This is a genomic window from Cellulomonas sp. URHD0024 (assembly GCF_000426185.1).
GTDB lineage: Bacteria > Actinomycetota > Actinomycetes > Actinomycetales > Cellulomonadaceae > Cellulomonas.
Genome location: NZ_AUEW01000004.1, coordinates 254,551 through 275,482, shown reverse-complemented (window position 1 = coordinate 275,482; position 20,932 = coordinate 254,551). Strand labels below are relative to the sequence as shown.

16 protein-coding genes are annotated in these 20,932 nt (G+C 72.8%); 13 read left to right on the top strand and 3 right to left on the bottom strand.

Going from position 1 to position 20,932, the window contains the following annotated elements:
- The first annotated feature begins 23 nt into the window (after positions 1-23).
- The 7 genes from narH to I847_RS0106385 all read left to right on the top strand — a co-directional run bounded on the left by narH (position 24) and on the right by I847_RS0106385 (position 5,863).
- Complete coding sequence (narH, locus tag I847_RS0106415) at positions 24-1,709, top strand: nitrate reductase subunit beta (RefSeq protein ID WP_028049039.1); 1,686 nt, start codon at positions 24-26, stop codon at positions 1,707-1,709.
- On the top strand, positions 1,706-2,413 hold the full coding sequence (gene narJ / locus I847_RS0106410) for a nitrate reductase molybdenum cofactor assembly chaperone (protein ID WP_028049038.1): 708 nt from the start codon (positions 1,706-1,708) through the stop codon (positions 2,411-2,413). Before narH ends, narJ begins: the two co-directional genes overlap by 4 nt.
- Positions 2,410-3,159 carry a respiratory nitrate reductase subunit gamma gene (narI, locus tag I847_RS0106405; protein ID WP_028049037.1) on the top strand — a complete coding sequence of 250 codons (750 nt, stop codon included), beginning with the start codon at positions 2,410-2,412 and terminating at the stop codon, positions 3,157-3,159. The genes narJ and narI overlap by 4 nt, the downstream gene beginning before the upstream one ends.
- Positions 3,160-3,186: 27 nt before the next feature.
- Positions 3,187-3,489: a DUF2249 domain-containing protein gene (locus I847_RS0106400; protein ID WP_028049036.1), complete on the top strand. Its 303-nt coding sequence runs from the start codon at positions 3,187-3,189 to the stop codon at positions 3,487-3,489.
- A gap of 83 nt (positions 3,490-3,572) precedes the next feature.
- Positions 3,573-4,766 carry a DNA polymerase IV gene (gene dinB / locus I847_RS0106395; RefSeq protein ID WP_028049035.1) on the top strand — a complete coding sequence of 398 codons (1,194 nt, stop codon included), beginning with the start codon at positions 3,573-3,575 and terminating at the stop codon, positions 4,764-4,766.
- A gap of 71 nt (positions 4,767-4,837) precedes the next feature.
- Complete coding sequence (locus tag I847_RS0106390) at positions 4,838-5,263, top strand: transferase (protein WP_028049034.1); 426 nt, start codon at positions 4,838-4,840, stop codon at positions 5,261-5,263.
- A gap of 207 nt (positions 5,264-5,470) precedes the next feature.
- On the top strand, positions 5,471-5,863 hold the full coding sequence (locus tag I847_RS0106385; RefSeq protein ID WP_028049033.1) for an SRPBCC domain-containing protein: 393 nt from the start codon (positions 5,471-5,473) through the stop codon (positions 5,861-5,863).
- Positions 5,864-5,973: 110 nt separating this feature from the next.
- Here the strand turns inward: I847_RS0106385 and I847_RS0106380 are convergent, their stop codons facing one another.
- Both I847_RS0106380 and I847_RS22275 read right to left on the bottom strand, forming a co-directional pair.
- Positions 5,974-8,202 carry an esterase-like activity of phytase family protein gene (locus I847_RS0106380; protein ID WP_028049032.1) on the bottom strand — a complete coding sequence of 743 codons (2,229 nt, stop codon included), beginning with the start codon at positions 8,200-8,202 and terminating at the stop codon, positions 5,974-5,976.
- Between the two features lie 224 nt (positions 8,203-8,426).
- Positions 8,427-9,923: an MFS transporter gene (locus tag I847_RS22275; protein ID WP_051274535.1), complete on the bottom strand. Its 1,497-nt coding sequence runs from the start codon at positions 9,921-9,923 to the stop codon at positions 8,427-8,429.
- A 122-nt stretch (positions 9,924-10,045) separates the two neighbouring features.
- Between I847_RS22275 and I847_RS0106370 the strand changes: the two genes are divergently transcribed.
- Positions 10,046-10,669 carry a TetR/AcrR family transcriptional regulator gene (locus I847_RS0106370; RefSeq protein WP_028049031.1) on the top strand — a complete coding sequence of 208 codons (624 nt, stop codon included), beginning with the start codon at positions 10,046-10,048 and terminating at the stop codon, positions 10,667-10,669.
- On the opposite strand, the gene I847_RS22270 is transcribed toward I847_RS0106370, so the two are convergent.
- On the bottom strand, positions 10,607-10,996 hold the full coding sequence (locus tag I847_RS22270) for a hypothetical protein (protein WP_231384111.1): 390 nt from the start codon (positions 10,994-10,996) through the stop codon (positions 10,607-10,609). The two genes, I847_RS0106370 and I847_RS22270, sit on opposite strands and share 63 nt — an antisense overlap.
- 174 nt (positions 10,997-11,170) lie before the next feature.
- On the opposite strand from I847_RS22270, the gene I847_RS0106360 reads away from it, so the two are divergent.
- The 5 genes from I847_RS0106360 to recD all read left to right on the top strand — a co-directional run bounded on the left by I847_RS0106360 (position 11,171) and on the right by recD (position 20,871).
- A complete protein-coding gene (locus tag I847_RS0106360) occupies positions 11,171-11,479 on the top strand; it encodes a DUF5808 domain-containing protein (RefSeq protein ID WP_051274533.1) in 309 nt (102 codons plus the stop codon).
- Between the two features lie 107 nt (positions 11,480-11,586).
- Complete coding sequence (locus I847_RS0106355) at positions 11,587-12,411, top strand: alpha/beta fold hydrolase (RefSeq protein ID WP_028049029.1); 825 nt, start codon at positions 11,587-11,589, stop codon at positions 12,409-12,411.
- Between the two features lie 146 nt (positions 12,412-12,557).
- Positions 12,558-15,839 carry an exodeoxyribonuclease V subunit gamma gene (gene recC, locus I847_RS0106350; protein WP_231384110.1) on the top strand — a complete coding sequence of 1,094 codons (3,282 nt, stop codon included), beginning with the start codon at positions 12,558-12,560 and terminating at the stop codon, positions 15,837-15,839.
- Positions 15,836-19,138 carry a UvrD-helicase domain-containing protein gene (locus I847_RS0106345; RefSeq protein WP_028049027.1) on the top strand — a complete coding sequence of 1,101 codons (3,303 nt, stop codon included), beginning with the start codon at positions 15,836-15,838 and terminating at the stop codon, positions 19,136-19,138. The genes recC and I847_RS0106345 overlap by 4 nt, the downstream gene beginning before the upstream one ends.
- Positions 19,135-20,871 carry an exodeoxyribonuclease V subunit alpha gene (gene recD / locus I847_RS0106340; protein ID WP_081680545.1) on the top strand — a complete coding sequence of 579 codons (1,737 nt, stop codon included), beginning with the start codon at positions 19,135-19,137 and terminating at the stop codon, positions 20,869-20,871. The genes I847_RS0106345 and recD overlap by 4 nt, the downstream gene beginning before the upstream one ends.
- Positions 20,872-20,932: the final 61 nt, after the last annotated feature.

Here is a 20,932-nt window from a genome sequence, read left to right as displayed (position 1 = left end):
TCCGGCTCCGAAGGGAACGTCCGATGAAGGTCATGGCGCAGATGTCGATGGTGATGAACCTCGACAAGTGCATCGGGTGCCACACGTGCTCGGTGACGTGCAAGCAGGCGTGGACCAACCGCACCGGCGTCGAGTACGTCTGGTTCAACAACGTGGAGACCCGGCCCGGCGTCGGCTACCCGCGGATGTACGAGGACCAGGAGCGCTGGGGCGGCGGCTGGGTGCGGAACTCACGCGGCCGGCTCAAGCTGCGCTCCGGCGGGCGCTTCAGCAAGCTCGCGCACATCTTCTCCAACCCGAAGCTGCCGACGATCGACGACTACTACGAGCCGTGGACGTACGAGTACGACGCGCTGCTGTCCTCGCCGCAGGGCGAGCACACCCCCGTCGCCCGGCCGATGTCGCTGCTCACGGGCAAGGCCATGCAGATCCACTGGTCGGCCAACTGGGACGACAACCTCGGCGGCTCGATGGAGACGATGCAGGACGACCCGATCCTCCAGCAGATGAGCCAGAGCGTCACGGCGGAGCTCGAGCAGGCGTTCATGTTCTACCTGCCGCGCATCTGCGAGCACTGCCTGAACCCGTCGTGCGTGGCGTCCTGCCCGTCGGGCGCGATGTACAAGCGGGTCGAGGACGGCATCGTGCTCGTCGACCAGGACCAGTGCCGCGGCTGGCGCATGTGCGTCTCGGGCTGCCCGTACAAGAAGGTGTACTTCAACCACAAGACCGGCAAGGCCGAGAAGTGCACGATGTGCTACCCGCGGCTCGAGGTCGGGCTGCCCACGGTCTGCTCCGAGACGTGCGTCGGCCGGCTGCGGTACCTCGGGCTCGTCCTGTACGACGCCGACCGGGTCCTGGAGGCCGCCTCCGTCGAGGACCCGACCCAGCTGCTCGACGCGCAACGGTCCGTGATCCTGGACCCGTTCGACCCGGCCGTCATCGCCGGCGCCGAGCGAGAGGGGATCCCCCGCGACTGGATCGACGCCGCCCAGCGCTCCCCGATCTGGTCGCTCATCAGCACCTACCAGGTGGCGCTGCCTCTCCACCCCGAGTACCGCACCATGCCGATGGTCTGGTACATCCCGCCGCTGTCGCCCGTGGTGGACGTCGTCACCGGCTCCGGCAACGACGGCGAGGACGCTCGCACCCTGTTCGCCGCCATCGACCGGCTGCGCATCCCCGTCGAGTACTTGGCCGGGCTCTTCACCGCAGGTGAGACGGCACCCGTGACCGCCGTCCTGCAGCGGCTCGCGGCCATGCGCGCGCACATGCGCAACATCAACCTCGGCACCGAGCAGGACCCACGGATCGCGTCGTCGGTCGGCATGACTGCCGAGGAGGTCGAGGGGATGTACCGGCTGCTCGCCATCGCCAAGTACGAGGACCGCTACGTGATCCCCGCCGCGCACGCCGAGAGCGCGCAGGCGCTGGAGGAGACCGCCACAGGCTGCTCGCTCGACGTCGACGGCGGCCCGGGCATGGGCGGTCCGGGGAAGTTCGGGTCCTCGTCGGGACGACCGGTCCGTGCGGCCGTGGAGACGTTCCACGCGCTGCGCAACCGCCAGACCGCGGACAAGCCGGCGGGAGCCGAGCAACCCGCCCGCGTGAACCTCCTGAACTGGGACGGCAACGGCGCCCCGCCGGGGCTGTTCCCCCCGGAGCCCGGAGACCTGGGCTACGGCGAGGGCCCGGAGGCGGACCGATGAGCCGCCGCCGCACAGGCATCGGCAAAGCCCCGTCGCTGCCGTTCCTCGAGGCCGTCGACGCGCACCCACGGGAGCGCGCCGTCGCGCACATGGCCGCGTCCCTGCTGCTGGAGTACCCGACACAGGAGCTGCGCGACCGGCACGCCCTCCTGCGGGATGCGACCGGCATCCTGTCCGACCCGGTCGCCGCCGCGTTCGCGCGCTACCTCGACGCGGCCGACGCGCTCGACCTGGACGCCCAGCAGGCCCACTACGTCGAGACGTTCGACCTGCGCCGCCGGTGCGCCCTGTACCTGACCTACTACGCGGCGGGCGACACCCGTCGCCGAGGCATGGCGCTGGTGACGTTCGTCGAGGCCTATCGCGCGTGCGGGTGGGTGCCGCGGGACGACGAGCTGCCCGACTACCTGCCGACGGTCCTGGAGCTGTCGTCGCGGGAGCAGTCCCACGAGCAGAGCGCTGTGGCGGACACCCTGCTCGGCAGCCACCGCGCCGGGATCGAGCTCCTGCGCTCGGCGCTGCACCACGTGCAGACGCCCTACGCCGAGGTCCTCGACGCGGTCTGCCTCACGCTGCCCGCCGTCGACGAGGCCACGGCGGCACGGTTCGCCGAGCTCGTCTCGTCCGGCCCACCGTCCGAGACCGTCGGGCTGTCCGCCCCGCTGCTCCCCTTCCCCACCGTCCGCTCGGAGGTACCGGCATGAGTACCCGCGACATCCTGCTCTGGGTGGTCCTGCCCTATCTCGCAGGCACGGTGTTCGTCGTCGGCCACCTGTGGCGGTACCGGTACGACCGCTTCGGCTGGACCACCCGCTCGTCCCAGGTCTACGAGTCGCGCCTGCTGCGGGCCGGCTCGCCCATGTTCCACGTCGGGATCCTCATGGTGATCGGCGGGCACGTGGTCGGGCTGCTGATCCCCCGCGCCTGGCTGGAGGCCGTCGGTGTGCAGGAGCACGCCTACCACCTCGTCGCCACGCTCGGGGGGACGGTCGCGGCCGTGCTCACGCTCGCCGGGCTGGCGATCCTCGTCTACCGACGGCGCACCGTCGGTCCGGTGTTCCTCGCGACGACGCGCATGGACAAGCTCATGTACGTGGTTCTGAGCGCGGTGCTCCTGTTCGGCACGACGGCGACCGTGATGTTCCAGCTGCTGGGCGACGCCTACGACTACCGCGGCTCCATCTCCCCGTGGATCCGCAGCCTGCTCACGTTCCAGCCCGACCCGGCGCTCATGGCTCACGTCCCGCTGGCGTTCCAGCTGCACATCCTGTGCGCCCTCGGCCTGTTCGCGCTGTGGCCGTTCACCCGGCTCGTCCACGTGTTCTCGGCGCCGCTCGGCTACCTCACCCGGCCGTACATCGTCTACCGGACCCGTGACGCCCACGGCCTCGGCAGCCGAGGCCCCCGCCCTGGCTGGGAGCGCGCCGAGCGCCCTGGCGCACCCCGCTGAACCCGTCCCCAACCGAAGGAGAGACCCATGTCCGCCGAGCACGTCGAGATCCTCGCCGCCCCCCAGCCCGCCGAACCGCACTCGTGCGGGTGCGGAGGTCACGACGAGGCCGACCCCGTCCTCGACGTGCGGCCGATCCCGCACGCGATCCGGCACGCCGCCGTCTTCGGCGCGTTCTCGGCCATCCCCCGCGGCGGGTCCTTGGTCCTCGTCGCGCCGCACCTGCCGCGGCCGCTCATCGCGCAGCTGCGCGAGCGCGCCGAGATCGACGTCGAGGTCCTCGTCGACGGCCCCGACGCCTGGCACGTCAGGCTCACCCGCCTCGGGTAGGAGCCGGCGCCCGGCTCGCCGTGCACGGGGAGCCGGGTCCCAGCCGGTCGTCCGATGTCAGTGGTCGGGTCGAACATACGTTCGTGCCCGAGAGACGATCGACCATCCTGCACGCCGACCTCGACGCGTTCTACGCCTCCGTCGAGCAACGCGACGACCCCCGCCTTCGCGGACGACCGGTCGCGGTCGGCGGCGGCGTCGTGCTCGCGGCCTCCTACGAGGCCAAGCGGCGGGGCGTGCGCACCGCCATGGGCGGCCGGCAGGCGCGCGCCCTGTGCCCCAACCTGATCATCGTCCGGCCACGGTTCGACGCGTACGTCGAGGCGAGCAAAGCGGTGTTCGAGCTGTTCCGCCGTACGACGCCGCAGGTGCAGGGCGTCTCGATCGACGAGGCGTTCCTCGACGTCGCCGGACTGCACCGCATCGACGTCCCGCCGATCGAGATCGGCGCGCGGCTGCGGACGTGGGTCCTCGACGAGGTCGGCCTGCCCATCACGGTCGGCGTGGCCCGCACCCCGTTCCTGGCCAAGGTCGCCAGCCGGGTGGCCAAGCCGGACGGCCTGCTGCTGGTCCCGCCGGACGCCGAGGAGGCGTTCCTCTACCCGCTGCCGCTCGAGCAGCTGTGGGGGGTCGGCGAGATCACGGCCGCCAAGCTCCACGCGTACGGCCTGCGGACCGCGGGCGACGTCGCGGCGCTCCCGCAGTCCGTGCTCGCGGGAACGCTCGGTCCGGCGGCCGGGCGGCACCTCTACGCGGTCGTGCACGGGCAGACTCCGGCCACGGTGATCACCGGGCGGCCTCGCGGGTCGATCGGTGCGCAGCGCGCGATCGGCCACGGTCCCCACCAGGACGCCTTCGTCCGCGCCGCGCTGCTGGGACTGGTGGACCGGGTCTGCCGGCGGATGCGCACCGGTCACCGCACCGCCCGCACGGTCGTCCTGCGCCTGCGCTTCGAGGACTACACGAAGGCCACCCGGTCGCGGTCCATGCCGCAGGCGACGGCGTCGGGCGAGGACATCGCCACGGCCGCGCTGCTGCTGCTGGACGCCGCCGGCCCGCTCATCCGGTCCCGCGGCATCACGCTCGTCGGCATCGCGCTCACGGGTCTCGAGTCCGACGAGTTCTACCAGATGGTGCTCCCCCTGGACGGCCCCGACCGCAGCGGTCTCGACGCCGCGCTCGACGGCGTCTCGGCGCGCTTCGGCACCTCGGCGCTGCGGCGCGCCAGCCTCCTGCGCACCGGCGAGGGGTTCGCCACGCCGCAGCTCCCCGACTGATTGCCCGGAGGAATCGACTCGACCGTGCGTCTGTTATGTCATACGAGAACGATTCTGAGGACGAGGTGGAGATGTCGACAAGGAAGGGCCGGGTCGAGTTCGAGGACGACAACGGCAGCATGGTGCGCTACGACCGGCACGCGAGGGGCGGCGGGCTCGTCTCGCCGGGCGCCCGGGTGAGCGCAGAGGCGACGATCGCCCGGACCGCCTACGTCGAGGCTGGCGCGACCGTCGGCGACCAGACGCGGGTGGACGAGTGGAGCTGGATCGACCGCGACGTGTCCGTCGGGGCTGACGTCACCGTCGGGGCGCACGTGCACGTCGGACGGGGGTCACGCGTGGGCGACCGCGCCCGGATCGGCAGCCGGGCGCGACTGGGCGCCGGCGTCGTCGTCGAGATGGGGGCGCGGATCGAGGAGGACACGATCGTCGACGACCACGCGGTGGTCCCGGGCCGTCGCCGCACCCGCCGCGGCGATGAAGGGCTGGCGGCGTAGCACCAGCCCGTCCGGACGTCGAGGGACCCGCGGGCGGGGGTTCCGGGGGGGGCAGACGCCCCCCGGCCCCGCCCGCCGAGCCGCTGCCCTCCGGCGGTCCACCGCCGAGAACACTCCTCTGCGAGCGTCGGACCTGAAGTTCACCCTCGTCGAGCGGGCACCGTGCGGCATCATGTGGCGGGTCACTCGATGAGGAGGGGCGCGCTGATGGACGAGCTGGTCAGCCGTGCGTACGAGTGTCGCACCCGTGCCACCGCCGGGCGTGTGTGGTCGGCGCTGATCGATCCGGAGCAGACACCCACCTACCTCTACGGGTTGGCGCTCGTCTCGTCGTGGGCCGACCAGGCCGCGGTGCATGCCGCCCACCCCCTCGGGCACGCCCTGAAGGGGCAGGTCCTGTGCTGCCGCCTCGAACAGCGGCTCTCGTACGTGCTGCAAGGCGCAGCCGACGACCCACCGGTCTACCTGACCTGGCTGATCACGCCGGACTCGGACGGCTGCACGGTCCGGCTGGAGGTCGACGAGCTCGAGGGTGCCGACGACGCCGACGACGCGTGGCAGCCCGTCCTGACACGGCTCGTCGAGCTGCTCGGTCCGTGATGCCCGGCCGCGGCAAGGCGGACGGCGCTCCCCGACCGGATCCGCACAACGGCCCGCGAAGGACCACCTGCTGATCGGATCGGGGAGGGCCGTCCGCCTGGGTGGGTGGATCAGCCGACGGCGCCCGAGGCGATGTCGGGGTTGTCGCTGAAGACACCGTCGATCCCGGCCGCCTGGAAGACGCGCACCTCGCCGGCCAGGTCACCGACCGCGTTCGGGTCCGCGTTGCTGCGGAACTCGGCCGGCAGGAACTGGTTCTCCCGGCGGAAGGTCCAGCCGTGCACCACGAGGCCGACGCGGTGCGTGTCGTGGATGACTGTCGTCGGCGCAGCGAGCGTGCCGTCCGGGTTGCGCGGGATCATCAGGTCCTTGCAGAGCCCGACGCCGTCGGCGTAGCGGGAGATCTGCTCGAGCCCCTTCTTGGTGACGAGGTCCTTGTAGGTCCGGGGGTCACCGGACGCGACCAGGTCGTAGGGCGCGCCCGAGCAGTCGACCAGCTGGACGAGCGGGAGGTGCGTCAGCGTGTGGAGCTGGCGCAGGTTGCCGGTCTCGAAGCTCTGGATGAACACCGGGGACCGGCGCCCGTCGAGGCCGTTGGCGGCGAGCTGCGCGAGCAGCGGCTCCTCGAGCGACAGCCCGACCGAGTCGAAGTACGTCGGGTGCTTGGTCTCGGGGTAGACACCGACCGGCTTGCCGTCGCAGGTGAGTGAGTGCCGCGCGAGGTCGAGCACCTCGTCGAACGTCGGGATCTCGTACAGCTTGTCGAAGGTCGCGTTGGCGGGCCGCACCTGAGGCAGGCGCTCCTTGGCGCGCAGGGTCTTGAGCTCGGCGAGCGTGAAGTCCTCGGTGAACCAGCCCGTGATGCTGTGCCCGTCGATCGTCTTCGTGGCCTTGCGGGCCGCGAACTCGGGGTGGTCGGCGACGTCCGTGGTGCCGCCGATCTCGTTCTCGTGCCGAGCGACGAGCACCCGGTCCTTCGTCGAGACGAGGTCCGGCTCGATGTAGTCGGCGCACAGCCGGATCGCCAGCTCGTACGACGCGAGCGTGTGCTCCGGTCGGTAGCCGCTGGCGCCCCGGTGCCCGATCACGGTGACGTCGCTCGGGTGCTGTGCTCGCACGTGGCGCAGGTCGACGATGTCCAGCTCCGTGTCGTCCGGCGTCCCCGGGATGCGGGCGGCATTGCCTGGGTAGTTGTTGTCGTTGGCGATGAGCAGGCGCCCGTCGTGCAGCTGCACGATGGTCTCGAACGACTGCACCGGCAGGGAGAACGGGTCGTCGGTGCCGTAGCCGTCACCGGCGCCGAGGTGGTCGGGGTTGGCGATCTTCAGCGCGTCCAGCACGAACGACTTCTCGACGAACCCGTCGGCGTCGACCTTGTTCAGGTCGATCCGGTAGACCCGCTTGATGACGGACGCCTCGCCCTGGAAGTTGTCGCGCTCGGCGACGAGCATCTCGTGGGGGCCGGTCATGAAGGCGTCGGAGGCGAGGTTGGCGTCCTGGTCCGTCTGGTAGTCCCAGGTGCGGCCGGTGTAGCGATTGATGGCCGTGTCGAACTCGGAGATCGTGCGGCGGCGCAGCACCGGGTCGTCGACGAACGCTCCCTCGGTGATCGGGTAGAGGAAGCGGCCGTCGCGCGAGCCGGCCATGGCCTCGAATCCGTTGCTGCCCTTGAGCCGAGGCGTCTCCCCCGGCTGGAGGTAGGGGTTCTGCGGCGACTTCGCGGCCGGGAACGGCACCGGCGCCGCCAGCAGCTTTCCGGTCCGGTCGACGTGCAGGAGGAACGGCCCGAACTCCTCGCCGATCCAGAAGCTGCCGTCCTTGACGCGCACCACGGACTCGACGTCGAAGTCCGCGCCGGTCAGGAGGCGGTCCGATGTCGCAGCGTTGACGATCGGGAAGTCGATGCGATGGTCGGGGTCGCGCAGCGCCAGGAAGTCGTCGACCTGGATCTGCCCGTCACCGCCGGCGGCCGTCTGCCACCTGGGCGTGACGTGGTAGAGCCGGAGCAGGTAGTCGGCCGAGTTCGACTTGGCACCGAAGCCGTTGTCGGGCAGGGCCCAGAACGTGCCGTCACCGGCGTCGATCATGGCGGAGAACCCGGGGATGACCTGACCGGGGAACGGGCCCTGCCGTCCGTTGGCCGGGGTTGCCAGCGCGCCGGAGGGCGGGCCCGGGGCGAGGTAGTCGGCGGACAGCGTCGCGCGGGCGACGAGGGTCGGCTGGGTGATCGTCCGGCGACCGGGCCGGTCGTCGTGACCGCCCGCCAACGCCGGGGCCGGGGTGAGGAGGGCGACCGTGAGGGCCGTCGCCAGGACGGTGAGCGCTGCGGTTCTTCTCATACGTTCGAGTGAAGGCGGGCGATCCGACGACCGGGCGATGCCCGGGTGTCGGGCGGGTGAATCTCACAGGGACGTCAGGGCAAGCGCACGGGAACCAGGCGGCAAGGACCTGCGATCCGTCTCGATCGGCGAGCGACCTTCCGCACCCCGAGCCTCCCGCAGCCGTCGGGACAAAGCAGCGCCCCCGACCGATCGTGCCGGGCGGGGGCGCTGCAGTGTCGGGCTCAGTGCGCGAGCGCGGGCGCCTCCTCAGCGGAGGCGTCGGCGGCCGGTGCGGCGGCCTCGAGCCGGGCGGCCCGGTCCGCGCGTGTCCGGAACAGGGTCGCGGTCAGGATCGCCCCGAGCACGAAGATGCCTGCGGCCCACGTGTAGGCCACGGAGAACGAGTGGATCGCACCGGCAGCCATGACCTCCGGCCCCGCGGGCTGGTGGTCGGCGACGTACGCGGTGGCGGCGGTCGCGGCGATCGTGTTCAGGAGGGCCGTACCGATCGCGCCACCGACCTGTTGGCTCGTCGAGACCATCGCCGAGGCGGCGCCCGCCGACGAGCGGGGCACGCCGAGGGTGGCCGCCTGGAAGGACGGCGGCATGATCGAGCCCATCCCGATGCCCATCGCGACCAGGCCGAGCAGCACGTGCCCGTAGCCGCTGGTCGCCGTGAGCTGCGAGAACCAGAGCATCGCGCCGGCCCCCATCACCATGCCGAACGGGACGATGAGCTTGGGCCCGAACCGCGGGACGAGGAGGTTCGTCTGCAGTTGCGCGGTGATGACGATCGCGACGACCATCGGCAGGAAGGCGAAGCCCGTCTGGATCGGCGAGTAGGCCTTGGTGAGCTGCAGGTAGTAGGTGAGGAAGAGGAAGACGCCGAACATGCCGGAGCCGGCGACGAGGATCGCGAGGAACGACGAGCCGCGGTCGCGGTCCTGGACGATCGACAGCGGCAGCAGCGGGAACTTGGCGGTGCGCTGCCGGATCACGAAGCCGACCAGCAGGATCACGCTGACGGCGAGGGACCCCCACACGACCGGCGAGTCCCAGCCCTTGGGCTCGGCCTGGGAGAACCCGAACACGAGCAGGAACAGGCCGCCCGACGCCAGCAGGATGCCCGACAGGTCCAGGTGGTTGTGGTGCCGCACGACCGTCTTGGACAGGAGGATGCTGCCCACGACGAACGCGATCGCCGCGATGAACACGTTGACGTAGAGGTTCCAGCGCCAGTTGAAGTTCTCCGTGAGGAAGCCGCCGAGGATCAGGCCGATCGCGCCGCCCATGCCGGCGATCGCGCCGAACACGCCGAAGGCCCGCGCCCGCTCCTTGGGCTGGGTGAACGTCGTGACCAGCACGGAGAGGGCGGCGGGTGCGAGGACCGCGGCGAAGGCGCCCTGGAGCGCCCGGGCCCCGACGAGCATCTCGAAGCTCTGCGCGGCGCCACCGAGAGCCGAGGCGACCGCGAAGCCGACCAGGCCGATGAGGAACATGCGCCGGCGGCCGAACATGTCGGCCAGCCGCCCGCCGAGCAGCAGCAGGCTGCCGAACGCGAGCGCGTACGCGGTGACCACCCACTGGCGGTCGTTGTCGCTGAATCCGAGGTCGGCCTGGGCCGACGGCATGGCGATGTTCACGATGGTCGCGTCGAGCACGACCATGAGCTGCGCGAGGGCGACGGTGGCGAGAACCCACCAGCGGTGTGTGGTCTCTTCTACGACTTGGGTCGACATGGTGGTGCTCCGGGGGGACGTCGGGGTCGGTGGTTCGACACTAATACAGAACTCGCCAGTTCCGGAACCCCCGGGTATCGTTACATCTGTCATCGAGTGCTGGGCGTCGACGAAGGGGTCATGTGGACACGACGGTTGCGCGACGCCCGGGCAGACGCCGCGACGAGTCGAAGGACGACGCGATCCTCGAGGCCGCCCGCGAGCTGCTCGTGGAGCGCGGTTTCGACGGCATGACGATGGACGCGGTCGCCGATCGCGCGGGCGCCGGCAAGGCCACCGTCTACCGACGCTGGCCGTCCAAGGTCCAGCTCACCGTCGAGGCCGTCGTCTGCTCGCGCGGCATGTCGGCGACCGTCGACGAGATCCCCGACACCGGCTCGCTGCGCGGCGACCTGCTGGCCGTCCGCTTCGGCCGCCCCACCGACGACGCCACCGAGCTCATGTCCGGCATCATGTCCGCGGTCCGGGAGAACCCCGAGGTCGCGGCGGTGTTCCACGAGCAGTTCGTGCGTTCACGCGTGCGGCTCATGCGTGGGCTGCTCGAACGCGCGCAGGCCCGCGGCGAGCTTCGGCCGGACGTCGACCTCGACATCGTGTCCGCCGTCGCGCCCGCGATGATCTCCTACCGCAAGCTGGTCGCCGGCCTGAAGGTCGACGACGAGTTCGTCGTCAGCATGATCGACTCAGTGATCCTGCCGCTGGTGATGGCCCGGCCTGCCGACCAGAACGGCACACCCGACGACTAGCGCGAGGCCGACCGCGAGGAACGGCCAGGGGCTCCACGCGTCCAGGCAGGTGGTCTGGGTCGCCGACACGGTGCACACCCGACCCGGCCCCCCGCGGTTGAGCCATGCGACGTACAGCGGTGCGACGGCGAGCCCACCGACGACGCCGAGCGCCGACCGGTTCCGCAGCCTGGCCACGAGCACCCCGACCACGGCCAGCACCAGGGCGAGCGCGAGGAACGCGGCGCCGACCGTGAGCGCGCCGGCGACACCGATCCCCGTCAGGGCGCCCACGAGCACCCACCAGCCGTAGGCCCACGGTGCGACCCGCTCGGTACGAGCGTCCACCAGCCGGCTCGATGTCACCATCGGCTCGAATCCCCCCGACTCGGCGGCGTGCCCGCCTACCGCGACAGTAGCGACCCACCGGCGTCCACGGCTGGTCGACCAGCGGTTTCCTCCTCGCCGGAACTGCGGCACGCTGTCGGGTGACGAGCAGCCGCAGCGGACCAAGGAGTCGAGATGACCACACCCGAGGAACGCACGAAGCGATCGCTGAACCTCCGACGCGCGCTCAAGCTGATCTCGTACGCGTTGCTGGTGGCGGCAGTGGTCAAGGAGGTGCGGACGCCACCGCAGGACAGGACCTGGAACGGCGTCGTCGTCGGCTTCGTCCCGTACGACCTGCGCTTCCCGACCCTCGAGCGGGTCAAGGAGCGGATGTGGAACCCGTCGAGCACCCGGCTCTTCAACCCGAGGGTGTTCGGAGTCGGCTGGACGCTCAACGTCGGCCGGCTCGTCGCCCTGGGCCGCGCGCGGATCGAACGCTGACGCCCCCCGTCCTACGTCGAGCGTTCACGTTGAGGTCACGCGAATAGTTCGCGCGGCGTCGGAATCGTCCGTAGTGTCCGGGACACCTACCCGAAGGAGTCCCCGGCATGGGCACGATCACCACCACCGACGGCGTCGAGATCTTCTACAAGGACTGGGGCTCGGGCCAGCCGATCGTGTTCAGCCACGGCTGGCCGCTGTCGAGCGACGACTGGGACGCCCAGCTGCTGTTCTTCCTCGACCACGGCTACCGCGTGATCGCCCACGACCGTCGCGGGCACGGTCGCTCGACCCAGACCTCCGACGGCCACGACATGGACCACTACGCGGACGACCTGGCGGCGTTGACCGCGCACCTCGACCTGCACGACGCGGTCCACGTCGGTCACTCGACCGGCGGCGGCGAGGTCGTCCACTACATCGCCCGGCACGGCGAGAGCCGCGTGGCCAAGGCCGTGCTCATCGCCGCCGTGCCGCCGATCATGGTGCAGACGGAGTCGAACCCCGGCGGGCTGCCCAAGGCCGTGTTCGACGGGCTCCAGGAGCAGGTGGCCACCAACCGGTCGGCGTTCTACCGCGACCTGCCGTCCGGCCCGTTCTACGGCTTCAACCGAGACGGCGTCGAGCCGGTCGAGGCGATCATCGCGAACTGGTGGCGCCAGGGGATGATGGGCGGCGCCAAGGCGCACTACGACGGCATCGTCGCCTTCTCGCAGACGGACTTCACGGAGGACCTGCGCGCCATCACCGTCCCCACGCTGGTCATGCACGGTGACGACGACCAGGTCGTCCCCTACGACGACTCCGCTCCCCTGTCGGCTGCACTCCTGCAGAACGGGACGCTCACGACCTACGCGGGCTTCCCGCACGGGATGCCGACCACGCAGGCTGCGACCATCAACGCCGACCTGCTCGAGTTCATCCGGTCGTGAGGCGACGGGGCGTGGCGCCCGCTCCCCCGGGCCGGGCGCCACGCCGCACGTCGGGTCGAGGCAGCTCGGACAGGTCTTTCCGCTGGTAGGAGCCTCGTGTGGAGGACCGGCGGCTCCTGTTGGCGGCCCTGGCTAGAGTGCCGGACGTGACTGGTCTGCGGGTGCACGTGGCCGAGCGAACGGACGTGCTCGTCGACGCGCTCGCCGGGATCCTCGCGACCGCGCCGGCCGACCCTTTCGCCCCCGACGTCGTCGCGGTGCCGACGCGCGGCGTCGAGCGGTGGGTCGCGCAGCGGCTCTCGCACCGGCTCGGCACCGACGCCGGCGACGGCATCTGCGCCAACGTGCTGTTCCCGTCGCCGTCCCGCTTGGTGTCGGACGCCCTCTCGCGCGGCGCCGACGAGGATCCGTGGAGTCCGGAACGCCTCCCCTGGCACGTCCTTGCGACGCTCGACGCGCACCTCGACGAGAGCTGGCTGGCCGTGGTCCGCCGCTACCTCGGTACGGAGTCCGACGAGGTCCGACGAAGCCGCCGGTTCCGCCTCGCGCACCGGCTGGCCCGGCTGTTCGGCTCGTACGACACCCAGAGACCGGCGATGCTGCGTGCCTGGGCGCAGGGTCGCCACGAAGACGGACTCGGAGAGGCGCTTCCCGACGACCTGGCCTGGCAGGCCGCACTGTGGCGCCGCGTGCACGACGCCATCGAGGTGCCGGCGCCCGCTGAGCGGCTCGACGAGGTGGTGGAACGGCTGCGGGCGGACCCCTCGACCGTCGACCTGCCGCTGCGCCTGTCGGTGTTCGGGCCGACCGCGCTGCCCGACGGCCAGCTGCGGGTGCTTGACGCGCTCGCGATGCACCGCGAGGTCCACCTGTGGCTGCCGCAGCCGTCCCTGGCGCTGTGGAGCCGGCTGCGCACGGCGGGGCCGCGTCGGTCGTCGCTGCCCGGTGTCGCGCGTCACCCCCTGCTGGCATCGATGGCCGGTGACGCCGTCGAGCTCGGCACGCGCGTCCTGGCACTGCAGCCCGAGGTCACGGTGCTCCCCTCCGCCGCACGGCCGGACAGCGCGCTCGGTGCGCTCCAGCGCCGGATCGCCGAGGACCGCACCGACAGTCCTCCTCGAGTGCTCGACCCGACCGACCGCTCCGTCCAGGTGCACGCCTGCCACGGCCGCTCCCGCCAGGTCGAGGTGCTCCGCGAGGTCGTCGTCGGCCTGCTCGCCGACGACCCGACCCTCGAACCGCGAGACGTCATCGTCATGTGCCCCGACGTCGAGGCGTTCGCCCCGCTCGTGGAGGCGGCGTTCGGTCCGGCCGCGGGCACCGACGACGACGCGCCCGAGCACCCCGGCCGCACGCTCCGGGTGCGGATCGCCGACCGTGCGCCGGCACGAGCGAACCCCGTGCTGGCCGTCGTCGCCACGCTTCTCGAGCTCGCCGACTCGCGGGTCGGGGCGTCGGCGGTGGTCGACCTCGCGGGCCAGGCGCCCGTGCGCCGCCGGTTCGGGTTCGACGACGAGTCGCTGGACCGCATCCGCACCTGGGCGATCGAGTCGGGGGTCCGCTGGGGCGAGGACCTCGCGCGACGTGAGAGGTACCAGCTGGGCTCGTTGGCGCAGGGCACCTGGTCGACGGCCCTCGACCGCCTCCTGCTCGGGGTCGCGATGGCCGAGGAGGACCAGAGGTTCGTCGGCACCGTCCTGCCGGTCGACGACGTCGGATCGACCGACGTCGACCTGGTCGGGCGACTGGCCGAGCTCGTCGACCGGCTCGCCGGCACGCTCGCCGTCCTGTCCGGCGCCCACCCGGCACCCGAGTGGTTCGACGCGCTCGACCGTGCCGTCGTCCTGCTCACGGATGTCGCCCCGGCGGATCGCTGGCAGCAGGCGGAGGCCGCTCGTGTGCTCGCTGCGGCGCGCGACGCGGCCGGTGGATCGACGCTCCGGCTGCCCGACGTGGTGGCGCTGCTGGAGCCGCAGCTCGTCGGCCGCCCGACCCGGTCGGGCTTCCGGACCGGCGCCCTGACCGTCTGCTCGCTGGCGCCGATGCGCGCCGTGCCGCACCGGGTGGTCGCGTTGCTGGGCATGGACGACGGCGCGTTCCCCCGCGGGTCGGGCAAGGACGGCGACGACATCCTCGCCCGGGACCCCCTCGTCGGTGAGCGCGACGCCCGGCAGGAGGACCGTCAGCTCTTCCTCGACGCCGTGACCAGCGCGCAGGAGCACCTGGTCGTCCTGTACTCGGGCGCCGACGAGCGCACCGGCGCCGCCCGGCCGCCCGCCGTACCCGTCGGCGAGCTGCTCGACGCCCTGGACGCGGCCACCGAGGGCGACGCCGGGGAACGCGTGGTGCGCCATCCCCTCCAGACGGTCGACGAGCGGAACTTCGTGACCGGCGCGCTCGGGCGTCCCGACGCGTTCAGCTTCGACGTCCTCGACCTCGCCGCAGCGGTCGCCGGCCGTGGCACCCGGCCGGCCGCGCCGCCGTTCGTCGCGACGCCGCTCGCGCCACCTCCGGGCGACACGATCGACCTCGACGACCTCGCCTCGGCCCTCGAGCATCCCGTCCGCGCGTTCGTCCGGGGCCGGCTCGGCGCCAGCCTGCCCGGCGACGAGGCGCAGCTCGACGACCGCCTGCCGCTCGAGCTCGGCGGGCTCGAGAAGTGGCCCATAGGCGACCGGCTGCTGCAGGCCGCGCTGAAGGGTGTGCCCCTGAGCGACGCGGCGGCCGCCGAGCGCCGCCGAGGTCACATGCCGCCTGCGACCTTGGGCGGAGCCGCCCTCGCCGCTCTTCAGGCCCAGGTCGAGCCGCTGCTCGCGGCGTCGGAGCGGTACCTGGTCGATCCGGCCGTCAGCGTGGACGTCACGGTCCCGCTGCCCGACGGCCGCGCGGTCACGGGCACGGTCAACGGCCTGCGCGGCGACGTCCTGGTCCGCACGGTGTTCTCACGCCTCGGCCCCAAGCACCGGCTGCGCGCATGGGTCCAGCTGCTCGCGCTGACCGCGGCGTTCCCGGACCGCACGTTCACCGCGGCGACCGTCGGCCGCGGCGTGGGGCTGCGGTCCCGGGTCGCGATGCTCACCGCTCCCCCGGCGCACGACGCCCGCACGATGCTCGCCGGCCTCGTCGCCCTGCGCGACCAGGCGCTGTGCGCCCCGCTCCCGCTCCCGCTCGGGGCGAGCTACGCGTACGCCCACCACCGCGTGGGCGGGGGTGACGAGTCGGACGCCCTCGACGCGGCCCGGACCGAGCTCGGAACGGCCGCCGACGCCGAGGCCGGGCGCGGTGGCTTCGAGTCCGTCGACCCCTACCTCCTGCTCGCGTTCGGCGACCCGTTCACGTTCGACCGGCTCCCCGCGCTGGAGTTCGGTGCCCTGTCGGTGGCGCTGTGGTCGGCCGTCGTCGCGCACGAGGAGGTGGCGTTCGCGTGAGTGAGCCCGCCCCGTTCGACGTCTGCGGCCCGTTGCCGGTCGGCACGGTCGTGCTCGAGGCGAGCGCCGGGACGGGCAAGACGACGACGATCGCCTCCCTCGCGGCCCGGTACGTGGCGGAGGGCGTGGCGCGGCTGCCGGAGCTGCTGCTCGTGACGTTCAGCCGGCTGGCCACCTCGGAGCTGCGCGAGCGCGTGCGCGACCGGCTCGTCGAGGTCGAACGGGCGCTGCGCACGGGAGACCTGCCGGACGACGATCCGGTGATCACCCTGCTCGCCGGATCGCAGCGCGCCGAGCGCGCGGCCCGCCTCACCGTCGCCTTGGCCGAGTTCGACGCCGCCACGATCACCACGACGCACGGGTTCTGCCAGCAGATGCTCGTGTCGCTCGGCACCATCGGGGACGTCGAGCCCGACGCGCGACTGGTCCCCGACATCGCCGACCTGGAGGCGGAGGTGGTCGACGACCTCTACCTGCGCAAGTACAAGGACACCGCCGCGCCCCTGCTGACCGTGACCGAGGCGCGGCGGATCGCGCACGAGGCGATCAGCGACTCGGCCGCCGGGCTGGAACCGACGGACGCACCGGACGCGTCTCGTGCGAGGGATGCCTACGGCCTGGCGGTCGCTGCCCGCGCCGAGCTGCTGCGCCGCAAGCGCGCCCAGCACGTGCTCGACTACGACGACCTGCTGGTGCTTCTGCGGGACGCCCTCACGGACAGCCCGGTCGCGGCGGAACGCGTCCGGTCCCGGTACCGCGTCGTGATGGTCGACGAGTTCCAGGACACCGACCCGGTGCAGTGGGACATCCTGCGGATCGCCTTCCACGCGCACCGCACGCTCGTGCTGATCGGCGACCCGAAGCAGGCGATCTACCGGTTCCGGGGCGCGGACGTCGCCACCTACCTGCGCGCCCGCGCCGACGCGACGACGCAGACCCTGCACCGGAACTGGCGCGCCGACCCGGCGGTGCTCGACGGGCTCGCACCGATCCTGACCGGCACCGCGCTGGGCGATCCCCGGATCACCGTCCGACCGATCGAGCCCGCCCGCACGGGCCGACGCCTGAGCGGCGGCGCGGCCGTCCGCATCCGGCAGGTGACCCGAGCAGCCCTGAAGGCACCGGACGACGCCAAGACCCCACCCGTCGCGCGGGTCCGCGACTTCATCCACGCCGACGTCGCCGCGCAGGTGCTGTCCACGCTCCGCGACGAGCAGATCGCCGACGGGGACGGCTGGCGACCGGTCCAGCCGGGTGACATCGCCGTTCTCACCCGCGTCAACGCGCACGCCGTCGCCGTCCAGCGCGCGCTCGCGTCGGCGGGCGTGCCGGCCGTGATCTCGATGCTCTCCAGCGTCTTCGACACGCCCTCCGCCCGCGACTGGCTCATCCTGCTCTCCGCGCTCGCCCGCCCCGGCGTCGCCGGCTTCGTCTCCGCTGCCGCCCTCACGCCCTTCGTCGGCTGGACCGCCACCGAGCTCGCCTCGGCGTCCGACGAGGACCTCGACCAGCTGGGCGCGCGGTTGCGTTCCTGGTCGCGGGTGCTCGACGACCACGGCGTCGCCTCGCTGCTCGAGGCCACTGCCGCCGCGGGCCTGCGGGAACGGCTCGTCCGGGTGGCCGACGGCGAACGGCGGCTCACGGACGTCCGGCACGTTGGAGAGGCGCTGCACGTCGCGGCCATGCAGGACGGCCTCGGCCCGGCCGCGCTCCTCGAGTGGCTGCGTGGGCGCGTCGACGAGGCCGGCAGCGACTACACCGAGGAGCGCAGCCGACGCCTCGAGACCGACGCCGCGGCCGTCCAGGTGATCACGATCCACGCGAGCAAGGGGCTGCAGTTCCCCGTCGTCCTCGTCCCGTACCTCTGGGACCAGTTCGTGCCGGAGTCGCCCGCCACGATCGGCTACGACCGCGACGACCGCCGGTACCTGCACGTCGGCGGCAAGGGCAGCCCGGGGTACGACGAGGCGGCGAAGGCCGGCGCGGCGGCAGACGCCGGCGAGAGCCTGCGCCTCGCGTACGTCGCGCTCACCCGGGCAACCAGCCAGGTCGTCGCCTGGTGGGCGCCGTCGCGGAACTCGGTCCGTGCGCCGCTCACCCGCCTGCTGCTGGGCGGTCGTGACGCGGCGGGGAACCCCGACGAGCTCGTCAGGTCGACCACCGACGCCAAGACGACCGCCGCCCTGCGCACGTTGGCCGGCGAGGCGTTCGCGCTGGAGGTGGTGACGTCGGCGTCCGAGCCGCTGCCGTGGTCGCCCACCGTGTCCCCCACGGTCGACCTGCACGCCGCACGACTCGGCCGCCGCCCGGACGTCGTCTGGCGCCGCACCTCCTACTCCGCGCTCACGGCTGCCGCTCACGACGCCAAGCGGGTCGGGTCCGAGCCCGAGGCGCCGGGAGTCGAGGACGAGCCCGAGTCGGCGGGGGTCGGTGCCGAGCCCGGGGTCGCGTATGCGGCGGACCGGGAGGCCGCGTTGCGGGCCCTGGCGTCCCCGATGGCCGACCTCCCGGCCGGCACGCTCTTCGGCACGCTCGCGCACCGGGTGCTGGAGCTCGTCGACACCTCCGTGCCGGACCTCGTCACCGAGCTGGCCCAGCAGTGCGCCGCGGCAGGCGCGCCCGACCTGGCCGAGGCGCTGCTGCCCGCGCTGCGCACACCGCTCGGCCCGCTGGCGGGCGACCTGACGCTCGCCGACATCGCCACGCGCGACCGGCTGGCCGAGCTCGACTTCGAGCTTCCTCTGGCGGGCGGCGACGAGCAGCCGGGCGGCCGCGCTCCCTCGTCCCGGACGATCCGCGCGGTCGCGGACCTGCTGCGCGAGCACCTGCCGCCCGACGACCCGTTCGCGCCCTATGCCGACCACCTCGACTCCCTGCTCGGCTCGCCCCTGCGGGGCTACCTGACGGGTTCCATCGACGCGGTGCTGCGCGTGCCCGACGCCACGGGAGGCCACCGCTACCTCGTCGTCGACTACAAGACGAACCGCCTGGGCGCGTTCGACGAGCCCCTCTCGATGTGGCACTACCGCCCCGAGGCGACCCGCGCCGCGATGATGGACGCGCACTACCCCCTGCAGCTCCTGCTCTACTCCGCGGCGCTGCACCGCTACCTGCGCTGGCGCCTGCCGTCCTACGACCCCGCGACGCACCTCGGCGGAGGCCTCTACCTTTTCCTGCGCGGGATGGCGGGCCCGGGGACCCCAGCCGTCGACGGGGTGCCGTTCGGCGTCGTGTCGTGGCGTCCGCCCGTCGCGCTCGTCGTCGCCCTGTCCGACCTGCTGGCGGGGAGTCGCTCATGACCGTGCTCAGGGAGGTCGAGGGGGCGCCCACCACCCCGTGGCGGGTCACCGGGCTGCTCGCGCCCTTCGTCACGACCGGGATGCTCACCTCCGGGGACGTGCACGTCGCCCGACGTCTCGGCGTGATCGGCGGCGAGACCGACGAGCGCGTGCTGCTCGCCGCAGCGCTCGCCGTGTCCGCACTGCGCGGCGGATCCGTGTGCGTCGTGCTCGACGACGTCGACGAGCCGGACCTGCCCTGGCCGTCGCTCGACGGATGGCACACCGCGCTGCGCCGGAGCCCGCTCGTGGCGGACGGCCCGGACGGGCCCGCGGACCGGCCGCTGCGCTGGGTGGACGGCCGCGTGTACCTGGACCGGTACTGGCGCGACGAGCAGACGGTCCGTCGCGCGATCACGCTCGCCGGACCCGCGGCCGCCGACCTCGCGGCCCTGCGCTCGACGGCAGCGCGTCTCTTCCCGCTGCCCGGCGACTCCGCTCAGCGTGCCGCTCTGGAGACGGCCGCCACCTCGCACCTGACCGTGCTGACGGGTGGCCCTGGCACCGGGAAGACGACCACGGTCGCCCGACTCGTCGCGGCACTCCAGTCCGCGGCGGGCCCCGGCCTGCGCGTCGCGCTGGCGGCCCCGACGGGCAAGGCTGCCGCACGCCTCCAGGAGTCGGTGAACGCCGAGGTCGCGCTTCTCGACGAGGCCGACCGCGCCGCCGTCGGCGCCTTGCACGCGATGACGATCCACCGCCTGCTCGGGTGGCGGCGCGACTCCACGACCCGTTTCGCGCACGACCAGGGACACCGCCTGCCGCACGACGTCGTCATCGTGGACGAGGCCTCCATGGTCTCGCTGCCGCTGATGGCCCGGCTCGTCGATGCCCTGCGGCCGACCGCGCGGCTGGTCCTCGTCGGCGACCCGGACCAGCTCGCGAGCGTCGAGGCCGGTGCGGTCCTGGGCGACCTCGTCGCCGCCCTCCCCCGCGGCGTCGTCCGCCTGACCCACGCGCATCGCTACGGCGCCGCCCTGGCCGAGCTCGCCGAGGCGATCCGCACCGGCGACGCCGACGCGACCCTGCGCCTCCTGCGAGCGGGCGACCCGCACCGCTCGTGGGTGGAGCCGGCCGAGGATCGACTCGGCCCGTCGGACGTCGCGGCCCTGCGCACGTCCCTGGAGACGACGGGCGTCGCCCTGACCGAGGCGGCGCGCGCGGGCGACGCCGCGGGAGCGTTGCGAGCACTGGGCACCCACCGCCTGCTCCTCGCGCACCGGGAGGGGCCGTTCGGCGTCGCCCACTGGGCTGCGACCGCGGAGGCCTGGGTCGCCGCCGCGACGGGCGCGCCGACGACGGGCACGTGGCCTCTGGGCCGACCGCTCCTGGTGACCGAGAACAACCGCGCGGTCGGCCTGTACAACGGCGACACCGGCGTGGTGGTGGCCGACGGCGCCGGCGTGGCGGTGGCGTTCCGCGACCCGGACGACCCTCGGCTGGTCCGCCCGCACCAGCTCCCGGCCGTCCAACCGGTCCACGCGATGACGGTGCACCGCGGCCAGGGCAGCCAGTTCGCCCGGGTGACCGTCCTGCTCCCGCCGCAGACGTCGCCGCTGCTCACCCGCGAGCTCCTCTACACGGCGGTCACCCGGGCCCGCGAGCACGTCCACATCATCGGCACCGAGGCCGCGATCCGGACCGCGGTCGAGCGACCGGTCCGCCGCGCGAGCGGCCTGCGTGAACCCCGCTGAGTCGAGAGGCAGGGACGATCGGCTCGGCACGAGGTCCAGCACAGACCACGGAGAGGACAGC

Excerpts from the sequence above, each read along its gene's own strand:
- I847_RS0106380 (WP_028049032.1), bottom strand. The coding sequence starts at position 8,202 with ATGAGAAGAACCGCAGCGCTCACCGTCCTGGCGACGGCCCTCACGGTC.
- I847_RS0106385 (WP_028049033.1), top strand. The coding sequence starts at position 5,471 with ATGGACGAGCTGGTCAGCCGTGCGTACGAGTGTCGCACCCGTGCCACC.
- I847_RS0106355 (WP_028049029.1), top strand. The coding sequence starts at position 11,587 with ATGGGCACGATCACCACCACCGACGGCGTCGAGATCTTCTACAAGGAC.
- narI (WP_028049037.1), top strand. The coding sequence starts at position 2,410 with ATGAGTACCCGCGACATCCTGCTCTGGGTGGTCCTGCCCTATCTCGCA.
- narH (WP_028049039.1), top strand. The coding sequence starts at position 24 with ATGAAGGTCATGGCGCAGATGTCGATGGTGATGAACCTCGACAAGTGC.
- I847_RS0106360 (WP_051274533.1), top strand. The coding sequence starts at position 11,171 with ATGACCACACCCGAGGAACGCACGAAGCGATCGCTGAACCTCCGACGC.
- I847_RS0106400 (WP_028049036.1), top strand. The coding sequence starts at position 3,187 with ATGTCCGCCGAGCACGTCGAGATCCTCGCCGCCCCCCAGCCCGCCGAA.
- recD (WP_081680545.1), top strand. The coding sequence starts at position 19,135 with ATGACCGTGCTCAGGGAGGTCGAGGGGGCGCCCACCACCCCGTGGCGG.
- narJ (WP_028049038.1), top strand. The coding sequence starts at position 1,706 with ATGAGCCGCCGCCGCACAGGCATCGGCAAAGCCCCGTCGCTGCCGTTC.
- I847_RS22275 (WP_051274535.1), bottom strand. The coding sequence starts at position 9,923 with ATGTCGACCCAAGTCGTAGAAGAGACCACACACCGCTGGTGGGTTCTC.
- I847_RS0106390 (WP_028049034.1), top strand. The coding sequence starts at position 4,838 with ATGTCGACAAGGAAGGGCCGGGTCGAGTTCGAGGACGACAACGGCAGC.